This window comes from Herbidospora sp. RD11066, from assembly GCF_054661255.1.
Genome location: NZ_BAAGDO010000013.1, coordinates 176,468 through 193,705 on the forward strand (window position 1 = coordinate 176,468; position 17,238 = coordinate 193,705).

The 17,238-nt window shown below is 67.7% G+C and carries 10 protein-coding genes; 2 read left to right on the forward strand and 8 right to left on the reverse strand.

The annotated features are described in order from the left end of the window. The first annotated feature begins 95 nt into the window (after window positions 1-95). Window positions 96-749: a hypothetical protein gene (locus tag ACYQ78_RS35950; RefSeq protein ID WP_459805441.1), complete on the forward strand. Its 654-nt coding sequence runs from the start codon at window positions 96-98 to the stop codon at window positions 747-749. Between the two features lie 10 nt (window positions 750-759). Here the strand turns inward: ACYQ78_RS35950 and ACYQ78_RS35955 are convergent, their stop codons facing one another. The 8 genes from ACYQ78_RS35955 to ACYQ78_RS35990 form a co-directional block, all read right to left on the reverse strand. Next, window positions 760-1,527 (reverse strand): NgoMIV family type II restriction endonuclease, encoded by a 768-nt coding sequence (locus ACYQ78_RS35955; RefSeq protein WP_459805442.1) that lies wholly within the window; start codon window positions 1,525-1,527, stop codon window positions 760-762. Between the two features lie 67 nt (window positions 1,528-1,594). Further along, complete coding sequence (locus ACYQ78_RS35960) at window positions 1,595-2,746, reverse strand: ROK family protein (RefSeq protein WP_459805443.1); 1,152 nt, start codon at window positions 2,744-2,746, stop codon at window positions 1,595-1,597. 1 nt (window position 2,747) lies between these two features. Beyond that, window positions 2,748-3,812 (reverse strand): ABC transporter permease, encoded by a 1,065-nt coding sequence (locus tag ACYQ78_RS35965; protein WP_459805444.1) that lies wholly within the window; start codon window positions 3,810-3,812, stop codon window positions 2,748-2,750. Beyond that, complete coding sequence (locus ACYQ78_RS35970) at window positions 3,809-5,308, reverse strand: sugar ABC transporter ATP-binding protein (RefSeq protein ID WP_459805445.1); 1,500 nt, start codon at window positions 5,306-5,308, stop codon at window positions 3,809-3,811. Before ACYQ78_RS35970 ends, ACYQ78_RS35965 begins: the two co-directional genes overlap by 4 nt. Further along, window positions 5,309-6,376: a sugar ABC transporter substrate-binding protein gene (locus tag ACYQ78_RS35975; protein ID WP_459805446.1), complete on the reverse strand. Its 1,068-nt coding sequence runs from the start codon at window positions 6,374-6,376 to the stop codon at window positions 5,309-5,311. Then, on the reverse strand, window positions 6,373-7,734 hold the full coding sequence (locus tag ACYQ78_RS35980) for an L-fuconate dehydratase (protein ID WP_459805447.1): 1,362 nt from the start codon (window positions 7,732-7,734) through the stop codon (window positions 6,373-6,375). The genes ACYQ78_RS35975 and ACYQ78_RS35980 overlap by 4 nt, the downstream gene beginning before the upstream one ends. Window positions 7,735-8,085: 351 nt before the next feature. Further along, window positions 8,086-11,334: a discoidin domain-containing protein gene (locus ACYQ78_RS35985; RefSeq protein ID WP_459805448.1), complete on the reverse strand. Its 3,249-nt coding sequence runs from the start codon at window positions 11,332-11,334 to the stop codon at window positions 8,086-8,088. Window positions 11,335-11,474: 140 nt separating this feature from the next. Further along, the gene (locus ACYQ78_RS35990; protein ID WP_459805449.1) at window positions 11,475-14,618 is read right to left on the reverse strand and encodes a fascin domain-containing protein; all 3,144 of its coding nucleotides are present in this window, start codon (window positions 14,616-14,618) and stop codon (window positions 11,475-11,477) included. A 489-nt stretch (window positions 14,619-15,107) separates the two neighbouring features. On the opposite strand from ACYQ78_RS35990, the gene ACYQ78_RS35995 reads away from it, so the two are divergent. Next, window positions 15,108-17,222, forward strand: coding sequence for a ThuA domain-containing protein (locus ACYQ78_RS35995; RefSeq protein ID WP_459805450.1), 2,115 nt, complete (start codon window positions 15,108-15,110; stop codon window positions 17,220-17,222). Window positions 17,223-17,238 lie beyond the last annotated feature (16 nt).

The following is a 17,238-nucleotide window of genomic DNA, read 5'->3' on the forward strand; positions in this document are numbered from 1 at the left end:
CAATTCCCGCCATAATGCAAGTTGCGCCCGAACACTAGCGTGGAGTAACCATGAGCCTACCCAGGTGGGATGATGAAACCCTCAAGGCGGGGACGATGGTCCGCACCGCGTTGTGGCTGGCGACAGTGGTCGGTGAAGGCAACGTCTTCACCAAAGAGGACCACCGCAACGCCTTTCCAGGCATATCTCAGGCTGATCGCCGCATGCGTGACCTCCGCGACTATGAGTGGGTTATCCATACCAACGTCGAAGACGCCACCCTGCGCCCCCAGGAACAACGGTTCGTCAAGATCGGCCTCCCCGTCTGGCAGCCTGGCGTCAGGCGCGCGGCGACCAGCCCGGTGATCACCGCGAAGCAGCGTCAGGCGGTTTTCGCGGCAGACGACTACCAGTGTGTGACGTGCGGGATCGCCGGCGGGGAGGCCTATGCGGACTCTCCAACGGAGACTGCGGTCCTAGCGGCGAGCAGCCGGACAGTGCACCTCTCGATGGACCACACCGAGCTTATGTACGTCACAGAATGCAAGCGGTGCCGGTCTGGTGCCGCAAACAACCAATCTGCCGATCTGTCCAGACTGATCAGTGACGTACGCGATCTCGACGAGGCAGACCAGCGGCGGTTGCTGCTCTGGATGCGACGGGGGCGCAGGGGTGCCACTCCCATCGACCGCGCATGGACCGCCTACCGGAGGCTGCCGTCACCAGCACGCGAAACCCTGCTCGAAGAATTGGGTGACAGCCCGTCCTGACGGAGGTTCCTCACCACATCGCAAGAGTGGGTGCGAGCTCGCTGAAAGAGCGGATTCTGCCCAGCGCTATGCACTCTTCCCAGTCCTGCAGCTGCTTCGGCTGAATCCTTCCCGCTCCAGCTAGGTCCCGGACGACGCGATCGAGGGCCCCGTAAGCGATGTGGTAGACGGCGTCCACTTCCCCGGTTCCTCTGGCGATCGAAATCAGCCGGGACGGGAGAGGTTCGGCCGTGACGGTGACCAGATGCGGAAGACGTTCCCTGCGGTGTCTGATCATCTGGCCGTTCTCGTGCCGGATGTTCTGGACACGGTCGGATCTGATCGTCCACTTGCACGAGATCGCGGCGTGGAGGAAAGGCAGGCTGTCGTTCTCCCTTCCCGGGAGGCTCACGACGACATCGGGCTTGATGAGATAGTCCCGGCCGAGGGTGATTTGGAGCTCGATGTTCTTCTCGACCAGGCTGTCCACCTTCTTGAGGTGGTTGTACTGCACGAACTCGGTGATCGCGATCTGGGAATCATGGACCGACCAGGCACGCGTGCCATCAAGCCCGGGAAGCTCGGCCTTGAGGGAAGCAGCGACCGCTCGCTCCAGCGGACGTCCGCTCTCGAGGTTCTTCACCGGCGCGGGGGCGCCCTGGGGAACTCCGATCTCTTCAAGTACAGCGCCAGCGATGCTCACCGACGCCGCGCTGTCAGTGTCGGCGGTGTTGGGAACCGTCTTGCCCTTCGTGCTGGTCTTCCAGCCGAGGAGCTGCGTGGCGAAATCCGCATTCATGCGGGGCACATCCCAGTGATCGCGAGGGGAAAGCTGATCATGGCTGGAAGAGTATCGCCGGGACGCCTCAGACGGATTCGAGAATGAGGGGGTCGTCGAGGATCCGGTCGACGACCACTCCCGCCGCCCCGCGGGACGCCGCCTCGAAGCCCAGTTCCGAGGCCACGATCGTGCACCGGCCACCGGCCACGGCGCGCCGTTCCAGTTCGGCCTGGGCCGGCGGGATCAGCCGTGAGGCCAGCTGGGCGAAGTAGCCACCCACGACGATCGCGCGCGGGTTGAAGAGGTTCACCAGGATCGAGCCCCCCAGGCCCAGCCACCGTCCCACCTCCGCGAGAGCGGCGAGGGTGCGGGTGTCTCCGGCCGCGGCGGCGGAGGCGATCTGGTGGACGCGGGTCTCCGGGTCGAGGACGGTCGCTCCGGCGGGGTCGAGGGCCGCCAGTCCGACCTTCGTCTCCCAGCAGCCGGTCCGGCCGCAGCCGCACCGCGTGCCGCCCGGGTCGACGGGCAGGTGCCCCGTGTCGCCCGAGAAGCCGTCGGCCCCGTGGAGTAACCGGCCGCCCATGATGATGCCGCCGCCCTCCCCCGTCAGGTAGACCATGTCGGGGGTGCCCGCCGCCACGCCTGAGGCGTATTCGGCCAGGGCCGCGAGGTTCGCGTGGTTGCCCACCCCGACCGTCACGCCCAGTTCGGCCCGGAGCAGGTCGGCGATCGGGACGTCGCGCCAGCCCAGGTTGGGGGCGAAGGCGACGACGCCGCGTTCGGCGTCGACCAGGCCGGGGACGGCCACCACGACACCCGCCAGGGTGGACATTTCAGCCGAGGCCAGTCGCGCCATCCGGACGAGCTCGGCGACGCAGGCGGAAAAACCCGCCCCGGCGGCGTCGAAGCCCGAACAGGCCGAGAAAAGGACGCGGCCGCCCAGGTCGGAACCGTGGGCGGCCACATAGTCGACGTTGATCTCCAGGCCGAGTGCTCCGACCCGGGAGCCGTCGAGCGCCACGTCGCGGCGGGGGCGGCCTACGGCGCCCGCCGTGGAGGTGCCCTCCTCCCTGACCAGGCCGAGCGCCATGAGCTCGGTCATCAGGGAGGAGACGGTGGCGCGGTGAAGACCGGTCGCCTCCACCACATCCGCACGGGAGCAGGTCCCGTAGTCACGCAGGTGCCGGAGCACGCGGGACAGGTTGTCCCTGCGCAGGGTGGCGCGGCCGGTCGTCACGCTAGTCCTGGGCCCTCCCGCCGGCCAACCGGCTGATCATGAGGGCGACCAGGATGATGCCGCCGTACACGAGCTGCTTCCACTCGCCGGGCACGCCCTGGAGGGTCAGGATGTTCTCGACGAGGCCGATCACCAGGACACCGGTGAGGGCGCCGAGGATGGTGCCCTTGCCGCCGTCCATGCTGACGCCGCCGATGACGGCCGCGGCGAAGACCATGAAGATCCAGCCGACGCCCTGGTTGGCGCTGATGCCACCGAGGCGGCCGGTCTCCAGGATGCCCGCCAGCGCCGCGAGGGCGCCGCCGATGACGAAGACCGTCAGGACGACCCGGTCGACCCGGATGCCCGCGGCCTTGGCGGCGTCGGAGTTGCCGCCGATGGCGTAGAGGGCACGGCCTCCGCGGAAGTAGCCGAGGGCGAACATGCCGGCGGCGAACAGGATGCCGGTGATCCAGATCGCGGCGGGCAGGCCGAGCCAGACCGCGCTGCCGAGGTAGAGGAACGACTCGGGCAGGGCGAAGAGGCTCTTGCCGCCGGTCAGGCCGAGGTGCAGGCCGTGGACGACGATGAGCATCGCCAGCGTGACGACGAACGCCGAGAGCTGGAAGCGCAGGATGAGGAAGCCGTTGAAGGCTCCGATCAGGGCGCCGATGAGCAGGCACAGCGGCACGGCCAGCGCGGGCGGCAGGCCGAGGCCGAATCCGCCGTCACCGGTCGCGATGACGAGCATGACCGCCACGGCGGGGGCCATGCCGACGATCGACTCCAGCGACAGGTCGAACTTGCCGGCGATCAGGATCAGCGCCTCGGCCAGCACGACCAGGGCCAGCGCCGACTGCTGCTGCAGCACGTTCGTCAGGTTGCCCGTGGTGAGGAACACCTCCGGGTCGACGAAATACCCGACGATCAGCAGCACCACGATGACCGGCACCAGCGTCAGGTCGCGGAACCTGCTCAGCCGGAAGGCCGGACGGGCGGCCGCCGCCGGAGCGGGGCCGGAGCCGTTCGCCGACGCCGCCGCGGTCTTCGGCAGTGTCGGGGCGGGTCGCCCCTGCCGATCACTCATGAGGAAACACCCTCCATAGCGGCCACGAGGTCGCTGTCCGACCATCCGCGTGGCACGTCCTTGATCACCCGGCCGTGGAACATCACCAGGACCCGGTCACAGATTCGCAGGTCGTCGAGTTCGTCGCTGACCAGTACGGCTCCAGCACCCCGCTCGGCGGCGTCCTCGACGGCGCCGAGCAGTGACTGCTTGGCCTTGACGTCGACGCCGGCGGTGGGGTTGATGACGACCAGCGCTGCAGGGTCGTCGACGAGGGCCCGCGCCATCACGACCTTCTGGGCGTTGCCGCCCGACAGGTCGCCGACCGGCTGGTCGGGACCCTCGGTCTTGATGTCGAGCTCCTTGATCATGGTCCGGGCGCGTTCCCGGCGCCGGTCGGGCGAGATGAGCCCGAAGCGGCCGAGCTTCCCGGCGATCGGCATGGTCGCGTTCTCGCCGACCGACAGCAGGGCGACGAAGCCCTCGTGGTGCCGGTCCTGCGGGACGAAACCGATGCCCGCGGCCAGCGCCGACGGGACGTCGCCCGGCTTCGGCTGCGTGCCGTTGACTTTGATGACACCGCTGTCGGCGCGGCGCAGCCCGACGATGCTCTCGGCCAGGCCGACCTTGCCGCTGCTGCCCGAACCGGCCAGCCCGACGATCTCGCCGGCCTTCACGGTCAGGTCGACGCCCTCGTAGCGGCCCGCGGAGTTGAGCCCGCTGACCTCCAGGACGACCTTGGCCTTCGCGTCGATCTTCCGGGCCTTGGCCTCGTAGGTCACGGCGTGCTCGCCGGTCATCGCGGACACCAGGGCGTCGTGCGGAAGGTCCGCGACGGTGCTGGTGACGATGTGACGGGCGTCGCGGAAGACGGTGACGCTGTCGCACACCTCGTACACCTCTTCGAGGTGGTGGGAGATGAACATCATCGTCACGCCCTGGTTCTTCAGGTCGCGCATGCGGTCGAACAGGCGCTGGATGGCGGGGCCGTCCAGCTGGGCGGTGGGCTCGTCGAGGATGATGAACCGCGCGCCGAAGGAGAGCGCGCGGGCGATCTCGACCAGCTGCCGCTGCTCGACGCCCAGGTCGCCGGCGAGCCCGAACGGGTCGACGTCGACGTGGTACTGGTCGAGGAGGGCGACGGCGCGGGCGCGCATCGCGCGCCAGTTGATGACCTTGCCGTCGGTCTGGCGGTTGACGAAGAGGTTCTCGGCCACGGTCAGCGCGGGGATGATCGTGGACTTCTGGTAGACGCAGGCCACGCGGGCCTTCCACGCGTCGCGGTCGGCGATCGGCGGAGCCGTTTCGCCCGCGAACCGGACCTCACCCGTGTCGGGCCGCTGCAGGCCGGTCAGGATCGACACGAGGGTCGACTTCCCGGCGCCGTTGCGGCCGATCAGGGCGTGCGTCTCGCCCTGCTGGATGGTGAGGCCCGCGTCGTTGAGTGCGACGGTGGGGCCGAAGCGCTTGGTGATGCCAAGCGCCTCGACCGCCGCCGCTTTCGATGAGGTCGTCATCTAGCTGACCTGGTTGCCCCAGAGGTTGGGGTCATCCACGTTCTCCTTGGTGATCAGCGGCGCGGGCAGCTGGTCCTCAAGGCCGTTCGGCAGCTGGATGATGTTGCTGTCGTGGTCGGTCGGGCCGGGCTGGAAGGTCTTGCCCTCCAGAGCGGCCTTCGCGTAGAAGACGGCGTACTTGGCGTAGAGGTCGGCCGGCTGCGAGACGGTCGCGTCGATCTCGCCGGCGCGGATGGCCTCGAACTCGGCCGGGATGCCGTCGTTGGACACGACGAAGATGTGCTTGGGGTCGTCGGGCTTGACGAGCAGGCCCTTGGCCTTCAGGACCTGGAGGGTCGGGGCCAGGTGCACACCGCCGGCGTGCATGTAGATGCCCTTGATGTCCGGGTTCTGCTCGAGGCGGGTCTGCAGCATGGACGCGGCCTTGCTGCCCTCCCACTCGGTGGGCTCCTCGAAGACGGTGATCTCCGGGAACTTCTCCTTCATGCAGTCGCGGAAGGCCTCGGCGCGGTCGCGGCCGTTGATGGAGGCCAGGGCGCCCATCAGCTGCACGACCTTGCCCTTGCCGCCCATCTGCTCACCGAGGAACTCGCACGCCTTGGTGCCGTAGGCGCGGTTGTCGGCGCGCACGACCATGTAGACGTTGCCCTTGTCGGGGCGGGTGTCGACGGTCACGACCGGGATCTGCTTGGTCGCGAGCTGGTCGAGGGTCGAGGCGATGGCGCCGGTGTCCTGCGGGGCCATGATGATCGCCTTGGCGCCCTGGCTGACGAGAGCCTGGGTGTTGGCGACCAGCTTCGCGACGTCGTTCTGCGAGTTGGTCGGCGGCATCAGCTCGACGCCGTCCTTGGTGGCGATCTCCGGAACGTACTTGTTGTACGAGTTCCAGAAGTCGGAGTCGGCGCGCGGGAAGTCCACACCGACTTTGCCGCCGGCGGCGGCCGCGGGGGGCGCGGTCTCGCCGGGAGCGGCGCTCGCCGCGGTGTCGGCTGGGGTGTCGGACGACCCACACGCGGCCAGGCCCAATGCGAGCACGGCGGCGCTGGCGGCGACGGACAGAAGTTTCATGCCGATCGGCCTTTCAGGACGGGGGGGTGATGGACGGCGGAGGTTCTGCGCGCCTCCGCCGCCGGGGAGTTCTGGGCCACTGCGCTGGTCCAGTACTGACCCCATGGATAGGTGAACGCGGCGAGTGACTCAGGTCGCATCGCCGAGCTGAATCCGGCTGCTTCGGGCGCCACGTAGCTGCCGTCCCGGACGATGACCGGGTCGGCGAAGTGCTCGTGCAGGTGGTCGATGTACTCGATCACCCGGCCCTCCTTCGACCCGCTGACGGCGACGAAGTCGAACATGGCCAGGTGCTGGACCAGCTCGCACAGCCCCACTCCGCCCGCGTGCGGGCAGACGGGGATGCCGAACTTGGCGGCCAGCAGCAGGATGGCGATGTTCTCGTTGACGCCTCCGACGCGGGCCGCGTCGAGCTGCAGGTAGGAGATGGCCTCCGACTGGAGGAGCTGCTTGAACACGATCCGGTTCTGCACGTGCTCCCCGGTGGCGACCGGGACGGGTGCGACCGCGCGTGCGATCGCGGCGTGGCCGAGCATGTCGTCCGGGCTGGTGGGTTCTTCCACCCACCAGGGGTCGAACTCGGTCAGCGCCTTCACCCAGCGGATCGCGTCGGAGACGTCCCATCTCTGGTTGGCGTCGATCGCGATCGGGAAACCGTCGCCGCAGACCTCACGGGCGATCCGCATGCGGCGGATGTCGTCGTCGAGGTCGGCACCGACCTTCAGCTTGATCTGCGTGAAGCCCTCGTCGAGGGCCTCCTTGCAGAGGCGCCGAAGCTTTTCGTCGTCGTAGCCGAGCCAGCCCGGCGACGTCGTGTATGCGGGGTAACCCTGTTCCCGCAGGAGGGCGACGCGCTCCTCGCGCCCCGGCTGCGCGGCGCGGAGGATCTCCAGCGCCTCGTCGGGGGTGAGCGCGTCGGTGATGTAGCGGAAGTCGACCAGGGAGACGATCTCTTCCGGCGTCATCTCGGCGAGGAGCAGCCAGAGCGGCTTGCCCTCGCGGCGGGCCTTCAGGTCCCACAGGGCGTTCATGACGGCGGAGATCGCCATGTGCATGACGCCCTTCTCCGGTCCCAGCCAGCGCAACTGCGAGTCGCCGATCAGGTCCCTGTAGACGGCGCCCAGGTCGGAGCAGTCGCGTCCGACGATGTGACCGTCCAGCGCCTTGATGGCGGCGGTCTGCACGTCGTTGCCGCGGCCGATCGTGAACGCGAATCCGTGTCCCTTCTCGTCCTCGTCGGTCCGCAGCACCACGTAGGCCGCCGAGTAGTCGGGGTCGGGGTTCATCGCGTCGGAACCGTCGAGCTCCGTCGAGGTCGGGAACCGGATGTCGTGCGTCTCCAGGGAGATGACCCTCATGCGAGCTCCAGACACATCCGATTAATGTAAGAGACCGGCGCTACCGCCGGGTGGTCGTATTCGAAAGCCATTCGAGATAAAGATCCGATTAATTTGCGGACACGATCCCTTCCGGGACCGCGGGCCGATCCCTGACGGGACCAGAATTCCGCAGGTCGCCCCCGGGTGGAAGACCCCGAGACCACCTTCACGGCTACTCTCCAGACATCCGATGTTTGGTTCTCAAGAAGAATGCCCCGCATGTTACAGGCGTGTCAATAGCCGCAACGAGAAAGAGATCCGATGATTTCGAAGGGCCCCGGCGAACCGTCAGGTTCACCGGGGCCCCGTCTCTGACCTGCTCAGACGCGACTAGACGCCGTAGACGTCGAACTCCCAGAGGGAGTAGCCGTACTGCGTCAGAGCCCTTTGTGTCCCGTAGATACGGACGTATCGGCCTGTCCCGGACACCGTGAGGTCGTCGACCCCGCCGTCCGAGGCCGTTTGGGTGTTCAGGACCGTCCAGGTGGCGTTGTCATTGGAGGTCTCCACCCGGTACTGCCGCCCGTAGGCCGCCTCCCACTGGAGCCGGACCCGGGAGATGGAGCGGCTCTGGCCGAGGTCGACCGTGATCCACTGCGGGTCGGCGTAGAGGCTGGACCACCGCGTCGCGGTGTTGCCGTCGACCGCGTTGGCCGCGACGTTCGCCCCGGCCTCCGTGCTCGACACCGTCACCGGGCGGCTGCGCGAGAGCAGCTGCGGGGTTCCGGTGGCCGGCGTTCCGTAGACGTTGAGGTCCCAGAGCGAATAGCCGTATTGGGTCAGTGCGCGCTGGGTTCCATAGATACGGACATAACGACCCGTCCCGGAAACACTCAGGTCGTCGACGCCGCCGTCCGACGCGGTCTGGGTGTTGATGGTCGTCCAGGTGGAGTTGTTCGGTGAGACCTCCACCCGGTACTGACGGCCGTAGGCCGCCTCCCAGTTCAGCCTGACCCGGTTGACGTTGTACGACGCCCCCAGGTCCACCGTGATCCACTGCGGGTCGGCGCCGTAGAGGCTCGACCAGCGGGTGGCGCCGTTGCCGTCGACCGCGTTGGCCGCGACGTTCGCCCCGGCCTCGGTGCTCGACACGGTCACGGGCTTGCCCTGCGCGAGGTCGCCGCCGCCACCGCCGGAGATGGGCGTCGAGACGCCCGGACCGGTGAAGGTGTAGCTGTCGACGTCGAACACGGCGGTCCCGGCGGTCCCGGTGAAGGTCAGGTAGAGGTCGTGCGTGCCGGTCGGGGCGGTGACCGGCGCGGTGAGCTCCACGTAGTTGTCCCAGCCACCGGTGTTCGTCACGTTGATCCTGGCGACCTCGGTGCCGGTCGGGCTGTCGTACCGGAAGGAGAGCACTCCCCCGGCGTTGGCGGTGGAGACGCGGGCCTTCACGCCGGTGATGCCCTGGAGGTTGACCCCGTGGTGGCGGACCCACTCACCGGGCTGGATGTCGCCGAGCCGCTTGCCGCCCTCGGCCTGGGCCTGGTCGACGACGCGCGGGCCGTTGAGCGTCACGTAGTGCTCGGCCTGCCACTGCTTGGGCCACAGGGTGATCTCCCGCTCACCGGTCAGCGGGACGGCCCCCTGGTCGGTGTAGGAGCCCCTGATGACCCAGAAGAGCACCGAGTCGGGACCGGCGTGCACCGGGCCGACGTCGAAGGAGGCGCCGCAGCCGGTGCCCTGGCCTTCTTCGTGGGCGTGTTCCTGGTGTCCCAGCGCGGCCCGGACGACGACGTTGGCGCACGGGATCGTGCCGTCCTGCGCGTCGGTGGCCGAGGCGGAGGCGGTCAGGCGCTCGTCCCACGAGAACAGGCCGCCGTTGGGGATCCCGCCGATGGTCACGACCGGCCGGTTGTTGCCCACCACGACGGTGAGCAGCGTGGTGCCGGTCATGGTCCCGTCGCTGACCGTCAGCCGGGCTCGCTTGTCACCATTGGTTGTGTACGTATAGGTCGGGTTCGCCGCCGTGGAGTCGGTGGTGCCGTTGTTGTCGAAGTCCCACGCGTAGGTGAGCGGGTTGCCGTCGGGGTCGTTGCTGCCCGCGCTGGAGAACTGCACGGTCAGCGGGGCGAGCCCGTTGTCGACGTTGGAGGTGGCCACCGCGACCGGCGACCGGCCGCCCTGCACATAGTTGATCTTCACGAGGGCGGCGTCGGCGGCCCCGGAGAAGTACCCGCTGCCGTATTCGAGGAGGTAGAGCGACCCGTCGGGGCCGAACTCCATGTCGATCGGGTGGACGAAGGGCATCCCGGCGAGGACAGGTTCGATGATCGTCGGGTTGCCGGTCGCGGGGTTGCCGTTGCTGAACTGGACTTCCTTGATCCAGTTACGGCAGTACTCCGTGATGATCAGCTTGTTGTCGTAGTACTGCGGCCACTTCACCGCGCTGTTGAGGTTCGGGTTGTAGTGGTAGACCTCGGCGTGGTTCGGCGAGCCGCAGCCGCCGGGCTGGTCGAGGGCCGGCCACTCCTTGCTGCCGCCGTGCTGCTCCCAGACCAGGGCGCCGCGCGTCGGCGGGAGCTGCTGGAGACCGGTGTTGCGCGGCGAGTTGTTGACCGGTCCGGTCGTCCCGCCGCACGGGAACCAGCCCCGGGGCGCGTTGGCCGCGAAGTCCCAGTCGTTGTAGGCGACGTTCGGGCCGCCGCAGTAGGGCCAGCCGTAGTTGCCCGCGCTGGTGGCGCGGTTGTACTCGTCGTAGGCGGCCGGGCCCCGGTTGGCGAGGGTCGCGCCGGCGTCCGGGCCGACCTCGCCCCAGTAGAGGGTGTTGCCGCCCTGCTTGTCGACCCAGATCCGGTACGGGTTACGCGTCCCCATGACGTAGATCTCGGGCCGCGTCTGCGCCGTGCCCGGCGCGAACAGGTTGCCCGAGGGGATCGTGTAGGTGCCGTTGGCCTCGGGGTGGATCCGGTTGATCTTGCCCCGGAGGTCGTTGGTGTTGCCCGAGGTGCGCTGGGCGTCGTACTGGGGGTCGCGGCTGGTCCGCTCGTCGATCGGCGCCATGCCGGCCGAGTCGCCGCCCGAGTTGGTGTTGTCGCCGACCGCGAAGTAGAGGTTGCCGTTACTGTCCCAGGTCATCGACCCGGCCGAGTGACAGCAGAGGTTCCGCTCGGTCGGCCACTCGATGATCATGTCTTCGGTGCTGGCCGGGAGCGTGTTGTTCGCGGTGTTGAAGGTGAACCGGGAGATCCGGTTCACCAGCGGGGTCACCTTGGGTGAGTAGAAGAGGTAGACCCAGCGGTTGGTCGCGAAGTTCGGGTCGAGGGTGATGCCGATGAGGCCGTCCTCGAACCGGGCGTCGAGCTGGAGGGTGAGGGCGACGGTCGTCGCCTGGGTGGCCGGGTTGTAGAGGCGGACCTGCCCGCCTCCGGCGGTGGTGCCCCGGTTGATGTACAGCACCTTGCCGTCGGGTAAGACGGACAGTTCGATGGGCTCACCCATCGACAGGCCGCTGTCGAGCCGGACCTTCTCGAATCCGCTCGTGGGTGGCGGCGCCGCGTAGGCGGCCTGGACGGGCACCAGTGCGACGACGACCATGGCCAGCGTGACCAGGATCGCGCGCAGGCGCGATGAACCTGACATGGATGCTCCAATGCAGGAACGGATGGGGACGATACGGCGGGACACTGGTCACCGAACCCCGCCGATAGATGAACGCACCGGTGACCACTCGCCACAAGCGGTCACCGGCGCGCTTACTGCCCCTTAGAGGGTGCTTCTTCTTAGACCGGGACTAGATCGAATTGCTCCCAGGGTCCGATGGACGCCCGGTTGGTGACAAGGTTCTGGGCCCCGCCGCCTTCCGCGCAGACGTACTGGTTGTTGACCGTGGCCCGGAGCGAGACGGAGCCGTTGGAGTTGTTCACCAGGGTGAACGTCTCCCACGATCCGGCCGAGGGCCGGTCGGCCAGCAGCGGCACCGTGCCGCCGCCGCCCTGGTTGGTCACATAGAGGTTGTTGGCCACCGAGCGCAGGGCGATGTTGCCGCCGCCCAGGTCGACCCGGACGAACTGCTCCGTCGCGCCCGCCGTCGTCTTGTTGGCGATCAGCGGGGTGGTCGCGTTGGCGGCCGAGACGAACAGGTTGTTGGCCCGCGAGCGCAGCGTGACCGTCCCGGCCGGCGGGTTTCCGCCGCCCGTGGTCACCCTGACGGCGTCGATCATGCCGACCGATGTCGTCTTGTTGACCACCCGGAGGGTGTGCGTGCCGCTGGACAGGCCCGTCTTGGCGTAGACGACCTGCTGCACCTGTCTGGCGCCACTGGCGTTGAGGTTCACGTTCTGCTGGAACACGTTGTCGATGTAGACGTCGATGTTCCCCATGTCGGAGAACCGTTCCGAGAGGATCTCGATGCCGGTGCCGTTGAACGTGTAGGTCGCGGCGGCGTTGACGGTGTTGCTGTGGTGCGCGTCGTCGTTGTAGTCGCCGTAGCCGCGGCCCGTGGTCAGGTGCCAGTTGCCGTCGTAGGTCAGCTCGGTGTTGTTGATCAGGCCGCCGCCACCGCCGCCACCGGGGGTGCCGATGCCGAGGGTCGAGGCGGTGCCGCTCAGGGACTTGACGCCCTGGTTGGCGGTGCCGGTGAGCTGGGTGTAGCTGTAAGCGGAGAGCAGCTTGGCGGTGCGCTCCACGACGTAGGTCGTGTTGGCGGCGGTCGCGAAGCTGACCTCGGCGGCCGAGCTGGTCGTGATGATCGCGTTGTCGGAGGTGCGGCGCACGCGGACCTGCTGGGTGCCCCAGGGGTTCACCACGGTGGCCTGCTTGCCGTACAGCGACTTGATGCCGACGTACTTGGTCTCGTTGCCCTCGCGCTCAGAGCTGACGATGAAGCCGTCCTTGGCCAGCAGCGAGAACTTCCCGATGAACGAGCTGCTGCTCGGCGCGGCCGGGAAGACGCGGATCTTGTCGTTGTACGACTGCATCAGCGACTCGTTCATCGCCGCCATGTGCACGCCGTGGTACTCGAACACGCCGTTTGTGTTGTTGGTGAAGCTGTTCGGGTAGTTCTGGTAGCGCTGCGCCATGGTCTTCATGCCCTGGAAGGTCTGGTCGCCCAGGCCCAGGCGGGCGGCCTGCACCGCGTCGTTGGCCCACACGTTGCCGTAGGGGTGCGGACGCACGTTCCAGGTGTTCAGCGCGGTGGAGTAGTCGGGGAAGCCGATGCCGGTGAGGTTGTACGGCCAGATCATCTCGGCCGAGACGTTCTCGTTGTTGCGGGTCTGCGAGATCGGCGGCTGGTGCGGCTGGTAGGCGTTGTTGACCACCGAGTAGGGCACCAGGTTGTTCAGGATGTTCTGCAGCTCGGTGCGGAGCGTCGCGTCGACGCCGAGCTGGTTCGCCACCTGGATCGTCACGGGGAACAGGCTGCGGATCGCGGTCAGGTCGGTAAGTGCGTTCCGTACGTTCCAGTACGTCTCATGGGCGTTGGAGTTGGCGATGTAGTACTGGCCGGTCGAGGCGTCCCGCGACACGAAGCTGCGGTAGAACTTCGCCGCCTCGCGCATGAACGGGTAGGCCGTGTTCGCCAGGTAGGTCGCGTCGTTGGTGTACCGGTAGCGCAGGTACATGTTGTACGCGGCCTCGGCGGCCGTCGACATCGTGTTCTTGGTGTAGTCGGAGTTGATGGTGCCGCGCGCGTTGCCGTCCCAGCCGTAGGTCTCCGGGAGCCAGATGCCGTCGATGCCGTATCTGGTCTGGGTGTACGACTTCAGCGCGTTGTAATTCCTCGAATGGAGGTTGTTGAACACGTCCATCAGGTCGATGTGGTTCGACGCGTAGAACGAGTAGTAGACGTGCCGCATGTTCCAGTACCAATAGGCATTGGACCACTTCGACTGGTCTCCGGTGGCACGGAAGACCCCGTTGATGAAGTGGAACGGGTAGTTGCCGTACCCGCCCGCGGCGACGATGTAGTTGCTCAGGTAGTAGAAGTTCTCGAGGTAGTCGTTGTCGGCGCTGCCGCCGTACTGCACGAACGACTTGGCCCAGAAGTCGTGCCAGAAGTTCTTGAAGTTGTTGAGCGTCGTGGTGATCCCGGCGTTCTTCACGTTGGTCAGCTGGTTGCGCGCCTGCTGCACCGAGTTGGCCGAGGGAGCGTTCTTCCGCGACGCGGCGGTGTACCAGATCGTGTAGTCGCTGTCGGCCGTGATGCTCAGCCGGACCGTGCGCCCGTTGACCGTCGAGGTGGTGTAGTTGGCGCCCTCGACCGTGGCGGCGAAGGTGTAGCCGAAGCCGTTCGCGTCGGTCTGGCCGCGGCTGAAGCCGGCGACCGAGGCGTCGTTGAACGTCGAGACGGTCCGCCAGGTGTTCAGGTCGGGCGTGTCGGCGATGTTCTGGACGGTGTTGGGGTCCCACAGACCGAGGTCGACGGTGGTGGTGCCGACACCGGCCCGCGAGTCCTCGACGCGGATGCCCATGACCTCCGAGCCGGGCTGGCCCAGGATCGTCACGGTGCGGTTGTTGTCGTACTTGGTGGTCAGCGTGCCGTCGTACAGGTTCAGCCGCTGCTGGTAGGTCGTGTAGTTGCTGTCCAGCCCCGGGCTCGTGTTCAGCGTCAGCGTGCCGGCCGCGTAGGTCGACTGCTGGGCCAGGTCGGCGCCGGAGACCTGCATGGTCATGCCGTTCTGGCTCCAGACCATGGCACCGGTCTTGCCGTTGCCGACCGTCAGCCCGTAGTTCGGGTTGGTGTTCGGCCGGTTGTACACGACGTCGTGCTTGCTCAGGTAGCCCGCGCGGTTGACGTTCAGGGCACCGGCCGACTGGTCGAAGGCGTGGTCGGTCGTCGACGCCAGCGCGGGCGCCGTCACCACTCCCCCGGCCGCCAGCCCGCCGACGAGCGCCAGTGCGGGGAGCGCTCTCAGAAATCTCATGTCATCGATCTCCTGGTCACCACAGGTGATTTGGGGGGTGCGTCCCTCTGACAGGGGAGCCGCCGGGCGCCCCCTTACCGGCGATCGGCGACCGGTATGAGACAGCCCGACGGCCCCTCTGCCCAGACACAGACCCGACTCGCACTGTTACCAAGTCGGGACTGTCAGGCGCAGTTAACATTGGATGTCTTCGGGCGTCAATAGGTTGTCCCAAAGTTCACCGAATCCCCAAAACCGATCAAGAATCCCCGTACAGACCGGCTATCAGCCCGTTTTTATGTCGGGCACGACTCGTAATTCCGCCGGACCGGTCCTAAATACCTCCGATGTCTCGAGATCGTTATCGTCCGTTGACGGTGTCCCGTTCGGTGTGCGAGCCTTCGGACAGTCGGCATGCGAGTGGCCCCGTATGCCCGCGAAGGCGTTTCTCACCCATTCGAGTAGCGGTCGGCGCGCGCTCCTGCGAAGCACAGTTAGGGAGTCACCGCAATGCGCCGACTACTCATGGCCCTGCTCGGGGCCGTCCTCTCAGCGAGCGCGCTCTCCGCCGTCCCGACCGCGGCGGACGCGGCCCCGCTCACCAAGGTCCTGGTGTTCAGCAAGACCGCCGGGTTCCGGCACGACTCGATCCCGGCCGGCATCACCGCGATCCAGCAGCTGGGCTCGGCCAACGGTTTCACCGTCACGGCCACCGAGGACGCCGCCCAGTTCACCACGGCCAACCTGGCCCAGTACCAGGCGGTCATCTGGCTCTCCACCACCGGTGACGTGCTGAACGCGACCCAGCAGACGGCGTTCCAGTCGTACATCGCCGGGGGCGGCGGCTACGTCGGCGTCCACGCGGCGGCCGACACCGAATACGACTGGTCCTGGTACGGCGGTCTCGTCGGCGCCTACTTCGCCAGCCACCCCGCCAACCAGAACGCCCTGGTCAAGGTCGAGGACCGGTCGAACGTGTCGACCGCGCACCTGCCGCAGACCTGGACCCGCCTGGACGAGTGGTACAACTACCGCACCAACCCCCGGTCGGTGGCGCGCGTGCTGGCCTCGCTCGACGAGACCACGTACAGCGGCGGTTCGATGGGCGACCACCCGATCACCTGGTGCCAGAACTACGGCGGCGGCCGCAGCTGGTACACCGGCATGGGTCACACCCAGGAGACCTTCGCCGACACCAACTTCCGCCAGATGCTGCTCGGCGGCATCCAGATCGCGGCCGGGTTCCGGGCGGCCGACTGCCGCCCCGAGACCGGCTACACCCCGCTGTTCGACGGCACCCAGACCAGCCTCAACCAGTGGCGGCAGGCCGGGCCCGGCGGCTTCACCCTCGCGAACGGCACCCTGACCTCGTTCGGCGGAATGGGCCTGCTCTGGTACCCGGTCTCCACCTTCGCCAACTACTCGCTCAAGGCCGACTGGATGATGCCGGGCGACGACAACGGCGGCGTCTTCATCGGCTTCCCCGACCCGCAGGGCGACCCGTGGAAGCCGGTCGACCAGGGCCACGAGATCCAGATCGACGCCACCGACGCCGACCCGTCGCGCACCACCGGCTCGGTCTACAGCCTCTCGGCCCCCAACGCCGCACTCCGTGACGCCGCCCTCAACCCTCCGGGCACCTGGAACGCCTACGAGATCAAGGTGACCGGCACCCGCGTCGAGATCTGGCTCAACGGCGTCAAGATCAACGACTACACCAGCACCCGCGCGATCCAGAACGGCTACATCGGCCTCCAGAACGACGGCGCCGGCCTGGACATCAACTACCGCAACATCCGGATCAAGGGCGACGGCACCACCCCGCCGCCGCAGCCGACCGACCTGGCCCGCGGCAAGACCGTGACCGCCTCCAGCGTCGAGCCGAACAGCGTCCACGCGGCGGCCAACGCCGTCGACGGCAACACCGCCACCCGCTGGGGCTCGGCCTACGCCGACCCGCAGTGGATCACCGTCGACCTGGGCGCGTCGTACAACGTGAACCGGGTCAGGCTGAACTGGGAGGCGGCCTACGCACGGCAGTACCGCGTGGAGGTCTCCCCCAACAACAGCACCTGGACCACCGTCAGCACCCAGACCGCCAGTGACGGCGGCATCGACGACCTCACCGTCTCGGGCACCGGGCGCTATGTCCGGATCTACGGGACCCAGCGCTCCCTGACCGCCTACGGCTACTCCCTGTGGGACCTCAACGTCTTCGGCACCCCCGCCAGCGGGACCCCCTCGCTGCTCTCCCAGGGGAGGCCGGTGACGGTGTCGAGCACGGAGGCCGGGGCCAACGTCGCCGCCAACGCGGTCGACGGCAACACCGCCACCCGGTGGTCCAGCCTCTACGCCGATCCTCAGTGGATCACCGTCGACCTCGGCCAGTCACGGTCGATCTCCCGGGTCCGGCTCCAGTGGGAGGCGGCCTACGGGCGGCAGTACCGCGTGGAGACCTCACCGGACAACGCCACCTGGACGACGATCAGCACGCAGACCGCCTCCGACGGAGGCGTCGATGACCTGACCGTGTCGGGCACCGGGCGATACGTCCGGGTCTACGGCACCCAGCGGGCCACCGCCTGGGGCTACTCGCTCTGGGAGTTCGACGTCTACGGCACCTAGACCCGTCGAACGGCCC